The 13,790-nt window shown below is 51.9% G+C and carries 14 protein-coding genes; 7 read left to right on the forward strand and 7 right to left on the reverse strand.

Going from position 1 to position 13,790, the window contains the following annotated elements; genetic code table 11:
• Nucleotides 1–105: 105 nt before the first annotated feature.
• The 3 genes from glnL to B3511_RS01970 all read left to right on the forward strand — a co-directional run bounded on the left by glnL (nt 106) and on the right by B3511_RS01970 (nt 2,813).
• Nucleotides 106–1,155: a nitrogen regulation protein NR(II) gene (glnL, locus tag B3511_RS01960; protein WP_040077941.1), complete on the forward strand. Its 1,050-nt coding sequence runs from the start codon at nt 106–108 to the stop codon at nt 1,153–1,155.
• Nucleotides 1,156–1,166: 11 nt separating this feature from the next.
• Nucleotides 1,167–2,579 carry a nitrogen regulation protein NR(I) gene (gene glnG, locus B3511_RS01965; protein WP_046886176.1) on the forward strand — a complete coding sequence of 471 codons (1,413 nt, stop codon included), beginning with the start codon at nt 1,167–1,169 and terminating at the stop codon, nt 2,577–2,579.
• A gap of 111 nt (nt 2,580–2,690) precedes the next feature.
• Nucleotides 2,691–2,813 (forward strand): YshB family small membrane protein, encoded by a 123-nt coding sequence (locus tag B3511_RS01970; RefSeq protein WP_154298886.1) that lies wholly within the window; start codon nt 2,691–2,693, stop codon nt 2,811–2,813.
• 35 nt (nt 2,814–2,848) lie between these two features.
• Here the strand turns inward: B3511_RS01970 and hemN are convergent, their stop codons facing one another.
• The gene (gene hemN, locus B3511_RS01975) at nt 2,849–4,222 is read right to left on the reverse strand and encodes an oxygen-independent coproporphyrinogen III oxidase (RefSeq protein ID WP_286772254.1); all 1,374 of its coding nucleotides are present in this window, start codon (nt 4,220–4,222) and stop codon (nt 2,849–2,851) included.
• A 188-nt stretch (nt 4,223–4,410) separates the two neighbouring features.
• Nucleotides 4,411–4,929, reverse strand: a complete 519-nt coding sequence (gene yihI, locus B3511_RS01980) for a Der GTPase-activating protein YihI (RefSeq protein ID WP_286772255.1) — start codon at nt 4,927–4,929, stop codon at nt 4,411–4,413.
• A gap of 581 nt (nt 4,930–5,510) precedes the next feature.
• Here yihI and yihA point away from each other — a divergent pair.
• Entirely contained in the window at nt 5,511–6,137 is a 627-nt protein-coding gene (gene yihA / locus B3511_RS01985) for a ribosome biogenesis GTP-binding protein YihA/YsxC (RefSeq protein ID WP_046886173.1), read from the forward strand.
• Nucleotides 6,138–6,450: 313 nt separating this feature from the next.
• Here yihA and polA read toward each other — a convergent pair whose 3' ends face one another.
• Together polA and B3511_RS01995 are read right to left on the reverse strand one after the other, a co-directional pair.
• Entirely contained in the window at nt 6,451–9,243 is a 2,793-nt protein-coding gene (gene polA / locus B3511_RS01990) for a DNA polymerase I (protein ID WP_286772256.1), read from the reverse strand.
• A gap of 327 nt (nt 9,244–9,570) precedes the next feature.
• Nucleotides 9,571–9,840: a hypothetical protein gene (locus B3511_RS01995; RefSeq protein WP_286772262.1), complete on the reverse strand. Its 270-nt coding sequence runs from the start codon at nt 9,838–9,840 to the stop codon at nt 9,571–9,573.
• On the opposite strand from B3511_RS01995, the gene B3511_RS02000 reads away from it, so the two are divergent.
• Complete coding sequence (locus tag B3511_RS02000; protein WP_286772260.1) at nt 9,734–10,588, forward strand: acyltransferase; 855 nt, start codon at nt 9,734–9,736, stop codon at nt 10,586–10,588. The genes B3511_RS01995 and B3511_RS02000 overlap by 107 nt on opposite strands.
• Before the next feature lie 12 nt (nt 10,589–10,600).
• Here B3511_RS02000 and dsbA read toward each other — a convergent pair whose 3' ends face one another.
• The 3 genes from dsbA to B3511_RS02015 form a co-directional block, all read right to left on the reverse strand.
• A complete protein-coding gene (gene dsbA / locus B3511_RS02005) occupies nt 10,601–11,224 on the reverse strand; it encodes a thiol:disulfide interchange protein DsbA (protein ID WP_046886170.1) in 624 nt (207 codons plus the stop codon).
• A 27-nt stretch (nt 11,225–11,251) separates the two neighbouring features.
• Nucleotides 11,252–12,238 (reverse strand): serine/threonine protein kinase, encoded by a 987-nt coding sequence (locus B3511_RS02010; protein ID WP_040077931.1) that lies wholly within the window; start codon nt 12,236–12,238, stop codon nt 11,252–11,254.
• A 75-nt stretch (nt 12,239–12,313) separates the two neighbouring features.
• The gene (locus B3511_RS02015) at nt 12,314–12,583 is read right to left on the reverse strand and encodes a YihD family protein (RefSeq protein WP_046886168.1); all 270 of its coding nucleotides are present in this window, start codon (nt 12,581–12,583) and stop codon (nt 12,314–12,316) included.
• 68 nt (nt 12,584–12,651) lie between these two features.
• On the opposite strand from B3511_RS02015, the gene mobA reads away from it, so the two are divergent.
• Together mobA and mobB are read left to right on the forward strand one after the other, a co-directional pair.
• The gene (mobA, locus tag B3511_RS02020) at nt 12,652–13,236 is read left to right on the forward strand and encodes a molybdenum cofactor guanylyltransferase MobA (protein WP_286772257.1); all 585 of its coding nucleotides are present in this window, start codon (nt 12,652–12,654) and stop codon (nt 13,234–13,236) included.
• Entirely contained in the window at nt 13,233–13,739 is a 507-nt protein-coding gene (gene mobB, locus B3511_RS02025; protein ID WP_286772258.1) for a molybdopterin-guanine dinucleotide biosynthesis protein MobB, read from the forward strand. The genes mobA and mobB overlap by 4 nt, the downstream gene beginning before the upstream one ends.
• The last annotated feature ends 51 nt before the right edge of the window (nt 13,740–13,790 follow it).

Genomic DNA, 13,790 nt, shown 5'->3' on the forward strand with positions numbered 1-13,790 from the left:
TCGGATGGGCTTTTTTCACCACCAACAACCTGATTTGACGAGTTTTTTACCGCGAAAACGCTATACTGCACTAAAAGAGTGCAATCAACGTCAGGAGACTGCTGAATGGCAACTGGCACGCTGCCCGATGCTGGGCAGATCCTTAATTCACTGATTAACAGCATCTTACTGGTCGATGATGAGCTGGCTGTTCATTTCGCCAACCCAGCGGCACAGCAGCTGCTCGCCCAGAGTTCACGCAAACTGTTCGGCACCCCGCTGCCGGAACTCTTAAGTTATTTTTCGCTGAATATTGGTCTGATGCAGGAGAGTCTGCAGGCGGGCCAGGGCTTTACCGATAACGAAGTGACGCTGGTGATTGACGGGCGCTCGCATATTCTCTCCCTGACCGCCCAGCGGCTGCCTGAAGGATTAATTCTGCTTGAGATGGCGCCAATGGATAATCAGCGTCGCCTGAGCCAGGAACAGCTTCAGCATGCGCAGCAGGTTGCCGCCCGCGATCTGGTGCGGGGATTGGCCCATGAAATCAAAAATCCGCTGGGCGGACTGCGGGGTGCTGCGCAACTGCTCACCAAAGCCCTGCCCGACCCTGCGCTGGCGGAATATACCAATGTCATCATTGAGCAGGCAGACCGTCTGCGTAATCTGGTGGACCGTTTGCTTGGCCCGCAGCAGCCCGGTATGCACGTCACGGAGAGCATTCACAAGGTCGCAGAACGCGTGGTGAAACTGGTCTCTATGGAGCTGCCTGAAAACGTCACTCTGGTGCGGGATTACGATCCCAGCCTTCCCGAACTGCCACATGATCCCGACCAGGTTGAGCAGGTTCTTCTCAATATTGTGCGTAATGCCTTGCAGGCATTAGGACCTCAGGGCGGTGAAATTGTGCTGCGTACGCGCACGGCGTTCCAGCTAACGCTGCACGGGGTCCGCTATCGTCTGGCCGCGCGGATTGATGTGGAAGATAACGGCCCAGGCATTCCTTCCCAGCTGCAGGACACGATCTTTTACCCCATGGTAAGCGGTCGCGAAGGTGGCACCGGGCTGGGCTTATCCATTGCCCGTAATTTGATTGATCAGCATTCCGGCAAAATTGAATTTACCAGTTGGCCGGGTCATACCGAGTTTTCGGTTTACCTGCCGATTCGGAAATAGAGGGTTAAGTTATGCAACGAGGGATAGTCTGGGTAGTTGATGACGATAGCTCCATCCGCTGGGTGCTTGAACGCGCGCTAACCGGCGCAGGGTTACATTGCACAACCTTTGAAAGCGGCAACGACGTGCTCGACGCACTCACCACCAAAACCCCGGATGTGCTGTTATCTGACATCCGCATGCCCGGCATGGACGGGCTGGCGCTGTTGAAGCAGATAAAGCAGCGTCATCCAATGCTTCCGGTCATCATAATGACCGCACACTCGGATCTGGACGCAGCCGTTAGCGCCTATCAGCAAGGGGCCTTCGACTATCTGCCCAAGCCGTTTGATATTGATGAAGCCGTGGCGTTGGTTGAACGCGCGATTAGCCATTATCAGGAGCAGCAACAGCCACGTAACACGCCGGACTTTGGCCCCACCACCGATATCATTGGCGAAGCGCCCGCAATGCAGGATGTGTTCCGCATTATCGGTCGTTTGTCGCGCTCCTCTATCAGCGTGCTGATTAACGGTGAATCGGGCACCGGTAAAGAACTGGTCGCACATGCTCTGCATCGCCACAGCCCGCGGGCAAAAGCCCCCTTTATCGCCCTGAACATGGCGGCGATCCCCAAAGACCTGATTGAGTCTGAACTCTTTGGTCACGAAAAAGGGGCCTTTACCGGCGCAAATACTATTCGTCAGGGGCGATTTGAGCAGGCCGATGGTGGCACGCTCTTCCTGGATGAGATCGGCGACATGCCGCTGGATGTACAGACACGTTTACTGCGCGTACTGGCTGATGGCCAGTTCTATCGCGTGGGCGGCTATGCCCCAGTGAAGGTGGACGTGCGTATTATTGCGGCCACCCATCAGAATCTGGAGATGCGGGTGCAGGAGGGAAAATTCCGTGAGGATCTGTTCCACCGCCTGAACGTCATCCGTGTACACCTGCCGCCGCTGCGTGAGCGTCGGGAGGACATTCCACGTCTGGCGCGTCATTTCCTGCAGGTTGCGGCCCGAGAACTGGGCGTTGAAGCGAAGTTGCTGCACCCGGAGACGGAAGCGGCATTAACGCGTCTGGCATGGCCTGGTAACGTGCGTCAGCTGGAAAATACCTGTCGCTGGCTGACGGTCATGGCAGCGGGCCAGGAAGTGCTGATTCAGGATCTGCCGCCTGAGCTGTTTGAAGCGCCTGTTCCGGAAAGCGCCGGCGGCCAGACATTGCCCGACAACTGGGCAACGCTGCTGGCCCAGTGGGCTGACCGTGCGCTGCGATCCGGTCATCAAAACCTGCTTTCCGAGGCGCAACCGGAGATGGAACGTACTCTGCTCACCACTGCGCTGCGTCATACCCAGGGGCATAAGCAGGAGGCGGCACGCCTGCTGGGTTGGGGACGCAATACGTTAACGCGCAAGTTAAAAGAGCTGGGAATGGAGTAGTACGCGTCCCGATTGTAAAAATGGGCAGTCAGGTGCAATTTGCTGCATTTTTATACTTTACTGTTCCGATGAGTTGGGTATGATCTCGCCCGAAAATCGGGGAGAGTCATCATGCTGGAATCAATTATCACTATGGCGGCAGGGAGCATCGAGGCAGGTGCAGCTGCCGGCCATACGCCACAAACCGCAATCGCTGCGGTGCTCTGTGCGGCACTGGTTGGGCTGTTTAGCTGACCAAAACCCCTCTCCCCCTGGGAGAGGGGTACATATCAAATGACGCGCGAGAACTGCTGTAGACGCGCTTTCTGACGCAAATACGCGTCGAAACACATGCAGATATTACGAATCAATAAACGCCCTTTCGGCGTCACTTCAATTGCGTGCTCGTTAACATCCACCAGCCCATCTTTCGCCAGCGGTGCGAGCAGACTCATATCTTCTGCAAAGTAGTCGCTAAATTGCAGCTCCCATTGCGCTTCTACCTCGCTAAAGTCGAGACGGAAGTTGCAAATAAGTGCTTTGATCACATCACGACGGATGCAGTCGTCGCGCGTTAACGCGATGCCGCGCCAGAGCGCATTACCGGTTTCATCAACCTGCTGATAATAGAGCTTTAACTCTTTCTGATTTTGCGCGTAGCAGTCACCCAGCATGCTGATTGCCGAGACGCCCATCCCCAGCAGATCGGTATCGCCCTGCGTGGTATAGCCCTGGAAATTACGGTGCAGTACCCCTTCGCGCTGAGCAATTGCCAGCTCGTCATCCGGGCGGGCGAAGTGATCCATCCCGATAAACTGATAGCCGGTTTCGGTCAGCGAGGCGATGGTTTCCTGCAGGATATCCAGCTTCTGCTGGGCAGAAGGCAGATCGGCCTCTTTAATTTTGCGCTGAGCGGCAAACAGCGTCGGCAGATGCGCATAGTTGAAGACACTCAGACGGTCCGGGTTAAGTTCGCCCACGCGCTTTAACGTGAAGGCGAAGCTCTCAGGCGTTTGCTTAGGCAGACCGTAAATCAGATCTATGTTAGTCGAGGTAAACCCGATATCACGCGCGTGGTTGAGCAGGGCAAAGATAAATTCCTCGTCCTGCTCGCGGTTAACCAGCCGCTGGACCTCTTTGTTAAAGTCCTGCACGCCCATACTCAGACGGTTGAATCCTTCAGCGCGGAGGTGATCCAGCACATCCAGTTCAATTTCGCGTGGGTCGACTTCAATCGAGATCTCAGCGTCATCGATGAAAGTGAAGTGATTACGCAGCAGCGTCATCAAACGGCTAATCTGTGCTTTATTCAGATAGGTTGGCGTGCCGCCGCCCCAGTGCAGCTGAGTGACGTGACGACCCGCAAACAGTGGCGCACGATGCACAATTTCTTGTTCTAGCGCATCCAGATACTGATCGGCTTTATGCTGCTGGCGGGTAACAATTTTATTGCAGCCGCAGAAATAGCAGAGCTTGTGGCAGAAAGGAATATGAACATACAGGGAGAGTGGGCGCTCAGGATAACGCGCAACAGCCTGCAAAAAATCGGGTTCTTTGAACGCGTCTGAAAACTCAAGCGCGGTCGGATACGAGGTATAACGTGGCCCGGAATAGTTATATTTCTGGATCAGGGCCAGATCCCAGTCGATGGTTGGTACAGACATGCTCACTCCCTCCGTTGGTGTCGCGTTCGTTTACGGCGGCCCGGCCTGGTTCCTGTAGGCGCCAGCATCCGGGTACGCAGCCACTTCTGTCGCCGCGACAACCGCCGTAGTTTAACGAATAACCACACCAGATAACATACAACCGGAAGGGTTATAAGCAGGACAACTGTACCTGCCGGGTGCAAATGTTAATTTCCACCTTTCAGAAGACGCATCATATCTTCTTTCTTTTCTTCGTCTTCGTCTTCTTCTTCTTCGTCGTCGTAAGACAGACCAAGCTTCTGCATCAGTTCGTCGATGCGGTCCAGTTTTGCATCTACCCAGGACTGCTCTTCGGCGGTCAGGGCTTCACCCTCTTCAAGACGTTCCAGCAGCGCGTCCAGGCGCTCATCGTTCTCCAGCATATCCAGCTCAGCCTGCGGTGAAAGCATAGGTTTCTCGCTCTTTGGTTTGTGCTGCTTAGTGACTGGGGTGTCGGTCACGCCCAGTGGAATGGGAGTTTTACTGCCAATACGCGGATCTTTCTGCTGTTTGTTCTTCGCAGAAGAACCGGATGCACCGCTTCCGCTGGCACGACTGCCCGCAGCATGACCACGATGCTTTTTATCGCGCTTACGATCGCGTGCTTCCTGATTAAGTTCTTCACGCGTTTTGCGTCGGGCTTTTGCGGGGCGCTTAGCACCTGCTGCAGAGGTCGGTTTTTTCATGGTGTTTTGTCTTTTACGTCGTTTTCTTCAGTATAGAATTGCGGCGAAATCTAGCAGAAAGCAAGCAAAGAAAAAAGGCGACAGAGCAATCTGTCGCCTTTTTTCCTGACTCTTACCCTTATCGGGTCTCACGTTCCGTGTATGCCTTCAACAAACCCTGTTTTTCCGTTAGCAGATACCGTCCGTGATATGTTCCCTTTCCTTTTAAACGCCTCCAGGCGTTCGTCATCCTGACTATCCTGAGTCTTCGCCTCCTGGCGCTCCTGACCCTTATCCTTAAGTCCGTATCCTGTTGGCATCCTCGCCGTTGAGAGATACTTTACCGTCCTGAAGTAAACTAACAAGCCACTCGCGTTATTTAACGCTTAATTTCAGAATTGGCTGAATACCTAATCACCTGATTTTAATCATTTTGATTTTCACGTGCCCTACGATTTCTCTGAAATCTCCCATAGGCTGAATGGCATATCTCTTACAAAGTTTATGGTTTTTACTTACAGAGCCAGTGCCAATGGGAAAAGCCTTTTTGTTCTGTTCAGGTATAATCCCCCTCAACGTTACGAATTTCTGGAGACAACCACGTGACCAAGCTGAATTATCACCAGACGCATTTTGTTCTGAGTGCGCCTGATATCCGTCATTTGCCTGCTGATACTGGTCTTGAAGTGGCATTTGCCGGCCGGTCAAACGCGGGGAAATCCAGCGCCCTGAACACGCTGACCAATCAAAAAAGCCTTGCCCGTACTTCTAAAACGCCGGGGCGTACGCAACTTATTAACCTGTTCGAAGTGGCGCCAGGTAAACGCCTGGTCGACTTGCCTGGCTACGGCTATGCAGAAGTTCCGGAAGAGATGAAGCTGAAATGGCAGCGCGCGCTCGGTGAATATCTGGAAAAACGTCTGTGCCTGAAAGGGTTAGTGGTACTGATGGATATCCGTCATCCGCTTAAAGATCTCGATCAGCAGATGATCAACTGGGCCGTCGAGAGCGATATCCAGGTGCTAGTTTTGTTAACCAAAGCTGACAAGCTGGCCAGCGGAGCACGTAAGGCGCAGCTGAATATGGTGCGTGAGGCTGTACTGGCCTTTAACGGCGATGTTCAGGTTGAAGCGTTTTCTTCTCTGAAGAAGCAAGGCGTGGATAAGCTGCGTGAGAAATTAGATAGCTGGTATAACGAGCTGGAACCCGCGACAGAAGCGGAAGAGTGATAATCAGCGCGGCGATGTCCGCGCTTTTTTTGGCTCAAATATTTTCTTTGCCCCAATAAAAAACGCCCCAGTCATTACTGACTGGGGCGGCTAAAATATTCAGCCAAATCCGATTACGTGAAGTAAAAGGTCTGAAAGATAGAACATCTTACCTCTGTACCCTACGTCGTTAACTCTACTCTTTTTTGGGTTATAGACAAAGCACTTTTTGTAGTTTTTTTTCATTCTTTACATAGGTAAATCGAATGATCGTCACAAAAAGTTCTTAGTTATGTTGCTTACTTACAGGAAATTCCCTTTTCCCCCAATATGTTTAGTGAGCTTGATCCCAGTTTTCGCCACTTCCTACTTCCACCAGCAGCGGAACATCCAGTTTCATGCTGTTTTCCATCAATTCATGGATCTTATGCGTTGCCGCCTCGAGCTCGTCTTTGTGTACCTCAAAGACCAGTTCATCGTGTACCTGCATGATCATATGCACCCGCGGCTTTTCCTTTTCCAGCCACGCATCGACGGCGATCATCGCGCGCTTAATAATATCCGCTGCGGTGCCCTGCATCGGGGCGTTAATCGCCGCACGCTCTGCGCCGGCACGACGCGCCGCATTGCTGGATTTGATATCCGGCAGGTACAGGCGTCGGCCATCGAGCGTTTCGACATAGCCTTGCTCTTTCGCCTGAGCGCGGGTGCGTTCCATGTACTGCAGCACGCCAGGATAACGTTCAAAGTACAAATCCATATACCGCTGGGACTCTTTACGCGGAATGTTCAGCTGACGCGACAGGCCGAATGCGCTCATACCGTAGATCAGACCGAAGTTGATCGCTTTAGCGCTGCGACGCTGTTCGTTCGTCACGCTCTCCAGCGGCAGACCAAAGACTTCGGCGGCCGTTGCGCGGTGAATGTCCTGGCCTTCAGCAAACGCCGTCAGCAAGCCTTTATCACGCGACAGATGCGCCATAATACGCAGCTCAATTTGCGAGTAGTCCGCTGAGACGATCACGTAATCTTCCGGAGCAATAAATGCCTGGCGAATACGTCGCCCCTCTTCGTTACGTACCGGGATATTTTGCAGGTTAGGATCGGTTGAGGATAAACGTCCTGTCGCCGCCACCGCCTGGTGGTACGAGGTATGCACTCGTCCGGTTTTGGGATTGATCATCAACGGCAGCTTGTCGGTATAAGTCGACTTCAGCTTCGCCAGCCCGCGATATTGCAGAATCACTTTCGGCAGCGGGTAGTCCAGCGCCAGCTCCTCAAGCACCTCTTCTGACGTCGATGGTGCGCCGCCCGGCGTTTTCTTCAGTGGTTTAATTCCCTGCTTCTCAAACAGGATGGTCTGCAGCTGTTTAGGCGAAGAGAGATTAAACGGCTCGCCGGCGAGCTCATGGGCTTTTTGCTCGAGCTCCGTCAAGCGCTGCGCCAGCTCGCCAGAATGGTTATGCAGTACCGTTGGGTCAATTTTGACGCCATTGCGTTCAATACGGGAAAGCACCGGCACCAGCGGCATCTCTACATGCTGGAATACGTTCATTGGGCCTGCCTGCTTTTGCAGTTTTGGCCACATTTTCAGATGCAGCTGCAGGGTAACGTCCGCATCTTCTGCGGCATAACGGCCCGCTTCTTCAAGCGCAATCTGGTTAAAGGTAAGCTGATTCTTGCCCTTACCGGCGATCGCTTCGAAGGTGATGGTTTGATGCTTCAGCCAGCGGTCAGATAGCGAATCCATATCATGACGGCCCGCCACGCTATCCAGAATGTAGGATTCCAGCATGGTATCGAAGGCGATACCGCGAAGCTCAATACCGTAATTCTGCAGTATGCCACGGTCATACTTCAGGTTTTGCCCGACCTTCAGCGCTTTGTCATCTTCCAGAATAGGTTTCAACAGCTCAAGAACACGTTCGCGAGAGATCTGATCCGGGGCATCCAGGTAGTCATGTGCCACAGGAACATAGGCCGCAATGCCCGGCTCCGTCGCAAACGACAGGCCTACCATATTGGCTGAAATGTTATCGAGACTATCGGTTTCGGTATCAAATGCGAAAACCGGCGCGTTTTTTAATTTCTCGATCCAGGCGACCAATCGTGACTCTTCGAGAACCGTTTCGTAGTGTTCAAACGAGAGCGTTACGGCTTCTTCTTCTGCCTGCTCTTCAGCATCGACCACAATTGTCTCTTTCGGCTTCGCCGCGGGTTTTGCCCCTTTCGCCTGCAGCCATTTACCCGCTTCTACGTCCGCGCTCCAGCGTTTGAATTCATACTGTTTAAACAGACTCAGCAGTTCGTCTGCTGCAGGCTGTTGTACTTCAAGCTGTTCGCAGCCCAGCTCTAGCTCTACGTCAGTTTTAATGGTGGCCAGCTTATAAGAGAGATAGGCCACCTCTTTGTTATCGGCAAGCTTACCCGCCATGGTCTTCGCACCACGGAAGGTGAGACCGGCAATTTTGTCCGATTCTGCGTAGAGCGTATCCAGCCCGCCTAACCCCTGCAGCAATGCCTGGGCAGTTTTCTCACCCACACCCGGTACGCCGGGAATGTTATCCGAGGAGTCGCCCATCAGAGCGAGGAAATCGATAATCAACTCTGGCGGTACACCATATTTTGCGACCACCTCTTCTGGCCCCAGAATCGTGTTGGTCATGGTATTGATGAGGGTGATCCCTGGCGTAACCAGCTGCGCCATATCTTTATCACCCGTACTAATCAGAACCGGACGACCCATTTTTTCGGCTTCACGCGCCAGGGTACCAATCACGTCGTCTGCTTCTACACCCGATACCGCCATTAAAGGCAGACCCATCGCTTTGACCATCTTGTGCAGCGGTTCAATTTGCGCGCGCAGATCGTCTGGCATTGGCGGACGGTGAGATTTGTAGTGCTCAAACAGCTCATCACGGAAGGTTTTACCCTTGGCATCAAAGACCACAGCCGCGTGGCTGGGTTGATACTGCATGATTAAACTGCGCAGCATATTCAGCACGCCATACATTGCGCCGGTAGGCTCTCCGGCGCTGTTGGTCAGAGGAGGAAACGCATGATACGCCCGATACAGGTATGAAGAGCCGTCGACGAGAATAAGAGGGTTTTCTGGGATCTGAACCATAGTGTCCGTGCCTTTGAGTAATTTATGGATAAAGGATGCCACATCAGGATGAAAACATCAGTTTTTCAGGCCTAATACAGACAAAGATTTTGCGATCGTCGGGATCATTCGCAAATCTTGCCTGTGGATAAGTTTGTGTGTAGTTTCTGACAGCCTGGATAACTCTCCGTATCCGCGATCCTTATAAATATATTAATCATTATTTATCAGTCTCTTATATTTGGATCCCGGGCAGATTAACGGACCTGGCGACTATTTACTCCATGTGGATATTAACTACGCCAGCCTAAATAAACAGAATAAACCTCCGCTACAACAGCGTTTTCCTCACTGCCCCACGTTAAACCACCGTTCTTTTGCCTGATTTCTGGTAAAATCAGCGCCCTGCGCCTGCACCAGAGGGCGATACTCACGTAATTCTTTGAAAATACTAATCATGTCGAGACTGCTCGCTGCGATAATACTGTTGATCAGTGTCGCATTAACTATTCTGCTCACCATCGCCTGTTCTGTGCCGATCATCATTGCCGGCGTCATTAAATTGCTAATGCCGTTACCGGGCGTATGGCGCGCAGTCTCTACTTTTTGCAATTTCATGATGTATTGCTGGTGCGAAGGATTAGCTGTTCTGCTCAAACTCAACCCCCATTTAAAATGGGATGTGCAGGGCCTTGAGGGGTTAAACAAGAAAAACTGGTATTTGCTCATCTGCAACCATCATAGCTGGGCAGACATCGTAGTGTTGTGTGTGCTCTTCCGCTCGCATATTCCCATGAACAAGTATTTTCTTAAGCAGCAGTTGGCCTGGGTTCCTTTTCTGGGCCTGGCATGCTGGGCGCTCGATATGCCTTTTATGAAGCGCTATTCGCGCAGTTATCTTATTCGCCATCCTGAACGGCGTGGACAAGATGTCGACACTACCCGGCGTTCTTGCGAAAAATTTCGTGTTCATCCCACAACTATCGTGAATTTTGTGGAGGGATCGCGCTTCACAGAAGAGAAGCAGCAGCAAACGCACTCTCCTTATCGTCACCTACTGGCGCCAAAGGCAGCAGGCATCGCGATGGCTGTCCATGTCCTGGGCCAGCAGTTCGATAAGTTGCTTAACGTTACGCTCTGTTATCCTGAGAATGATCAGACGCCTTTCTTTGACATGCTAAGCGGTAAGCTGACACACATTGTAGTACGTGTGAATCTGATGCCTGTGGCGGAGGAACTGCACGGGGATTATGTTAACGACAAGAATTTTAAACGCCGTTTCCAGCTCTGGCTGAACACGTTATGGAGCGAGAAAGACGCGCTTATAGAGAACCTCAAAGCAGAATATAAAAAAGCCGGTCATTGACCGGCTGTTTTTTTACTTTTTCTCTACCAGGTATTTCACCGTATCAGCATATTGCTGTACGAAAATATCCATGCTGCTGGTGTCCATGCCCTGCATGTTCAGCTGATATTTACCGTTAACATACATTGCCGGAACGCCGCGCAATTGCATGTCGGCAGCAGCCTTTTCCTGCTGAGCTACAAGGGATTTCACCACGAAGCTATTCCAGGCCGCGTCGTACTCTTCGCCTTTCACGCCCGCGTCTACAAAGACTTTACGGATATCGGCAGTTGTCTGCACGGTCTGCGTTTTCTGCACCGCTTCGAACATTGGCGCAGTGATTTTATCTTCCACGCCCAGCGCCATCGCTACGGCCCATGCCTGCGTCAAATCTTTACCCAACGGGCCAAGAAACTCGACATGGTATTTGGTCATTTTGGTGCCTTCTGGCAGTTTTTTCTTCACGTTATCGGAAACGTGGAGAACCTGCTCGAACTCATAGCAGTGCGGGCAGTAGAAGGAGAAGAACTCAAGCACCTGAGGTTCTCCGGCGACAGGTTTTTCAAGGGTGATGTACTGTTTGCCATCGGTGAACTGCGCTGCCGATGCGCTAAATGCCAGAATCATACCTGCCAGCGCCAGCCAAATTTTTTTCATGATCACTTATCTCCTGGATGTGTCGGATTAATACATGGGCGTTAATTGTAAAGGGGGTTCCTGAAGAACCTTCACTTGTTCAACAAAGGTGGAAATCTGATTACGCCAGTAATCTTCGCCGGTAAGCCACGGGAAGTTTCTGGGGAACGCGGGATCGTCCCAACGCCTGATTAACCATGCGAGATAATATACAAAACGCATGGCGCGTAAAGGCTCAATCAGGGCAATTTCATCTGAATCGAACGGCGTAAATTCTTCATATGCTTCGATAATAGTTTCAAGCTGCATACGCTGCTCGGCTTTATCGCCGTTCAATAACATCCAGAGATCCTGGATGGCCGGGCCCATACGGGCGTCATCAAGATCGACAAACAACGGGCCCTCTCGCCAGAGAATATTCCCGGCATGACAGTCCCCATGCAGTCGCAGCGTATTGACGTTGTCGTCCCAGCGCGCAGAGACAGCAGCGATAAGTTTATCCGTCGCGCTAAGGAAAGATGCTTTCAGGGCGGAGGGGATCAGCGAGGAGGTCTCGAAGACCTGCCGCGGTTCGTGCAGATATTCCTGCGTACCGATAGTCGGACGAACGTTAAACGCTTTTTTCTGCCCCGTCTGATGGATTCGGCCGAGATAGCGCGCCACCCACTCCATCTGATCGATGTTATCGGCTTCAAATTGTCTGCCGCCAAGACTGGGGAAGACGGCAAAAGAGAAGCCCTGGTGCGTTAATAGCGTTTGGTTAGCGAAGGCAAGGGGGGCGGCGACCGGTACTTCATCAGCCAGCAGATCGAGCGCAAACTGATGTTCTTCCTGGATTTGCTCAGCAGTCCAGCGCTGCGGGCGGTAAAACTTCACCACGAAGCGCTGGCGATCCTCGTCCTGAAACTGGTAGACGCGATTTTCGTAGCTGTTTAAGGGAGTAAGTCCGGAGTCCACACGAATGCCCTGTTCAAACAGTGCATCCATAATGGTATCCGGATGTAAGGTCTGGAAATTGAAAGCCTGGTCGTTCATCCGATCATCCGGAAATTATACGAATGATTCAGGATATCATTTAACGACGCAAACGGTGGTGCCTCTTACAAGCTTTTACTCTTTAATTATGCCGCGCGCACGCAACAAAGCGGTTTTGAAATCCTCTTCATAATCTTTCTTAATCCCCGGAATTGCCGCGTCTTTTTCGCTATCACGCATTTTTAAGTGATAGATCAGAATGTCGTCAGAAAGGTCGGTCAGCTCGCCCTCAAAACCTGACTCCTGAGCCAGTTTCTGTAAAAATTGCATCAGGTTCAGCTCTGGCTCTTTTTGCCAGGCTGGCTGGAGAAGTTCAATGACTTCGTTGAGACGTTTACATTTCATGATGAAGCTCCTTTCGTTTAGAGTGACACGTTAGCAGGGTCAATCCCACAATAAAAGAGGCGATATTAGTGAGCCAGGTGAGTAATATCTGCGGCGTGATCCTTGCGGGGGGCAAAGCTTCTCGCATGGGCGGGATCGATAAAGGTCTACAATGTCTAAACGGCAAACCGCTATGGCAGCATGTCGCGGACGCATTGCGTCACCAGGTCGCGACGCTGGCGATCAGTGCCAACAGGAATCTCGACATTTATCAATCCAGTGGGTATCCGGTTTATCAGGATCAGTTGCCTGGTTTTCCGGGTCCCCTTGCCGGCATGTTATCGGTGATGCAGCAGTCACAGGCGGAGTGGTTTCTGTTCTGCCCCTGCGATACCCCCTTCATTCCTGCCAATCTGGTGGAACGCTTTCTATCTGCAGCAGCAGACGCGCCGGTTGTCTGGGCGCATGACGGTGAGCGTGACCATCCCGCCGTGGCATTGTTACACCGCAGATTAATAGCACCACTAGAGGCTTACCTGGCGGCTGGAGAGCGGCGTGTCATGGTTTTCCTGCGTCAATCCGGGGGGCACGCAGTGGATTTCAGCGATCTGAAATCGTCATTTATCAACATCAATACCATTGAAGAGATCATTAAGCATCAGGGGACGATATGACACCGATTCTGGCCATCGCTGCCTGGAGCGGCACAGGTAAAACGACACTGTTAAAAGCACTGATCCCGGCACTATGTGCCAGAGGGATCCGGCCAGGTCTGATTAAACACACGCATCACAATATGGATGTAGATATACCGGGTAAAGATAGCTATGAGCTACGCAAAGCCGGGGCGTCGCAAACGCTGGTCGCCAGTAACAACCGTTGGGCGTTGATGACCGAGACGCCGAGCGCAGAGCCACTGGACTTGCATTACCTGGTGAGCAGAATGGATCATTCTGTATTGGATCTGGTACTGGTCGAGGGGTTTAAACATGAAGCCGTACCGAAGATTATTCTTTTCAGAAGTAATGCCGGGCACAGTCTTAGCGAGCTGACGATGGATAATCATGTTATCGCTGTAGCCAGCGATATTCAGCTGGATCTGAAGGTTCCATTGCTGAATTTGAATGACACAGACAGTCTGGTGTCGTTTATTGAGACGTGGTTAGCAGCGCAATAACCCGCATTTTGCGAGTTATGACGTTATAAGAACGCAAAAAGCCCATCCTTC

This window comes from Leclercia sp. UBA1284 (assembly GCF_002308415.1).
GTDB lineage: Bacteria > Pseudomonadota > Gammaproteobacteria > Enterobacterales > Enterobacteriaceae > Enterobacter > Enterobacter pneumoniae.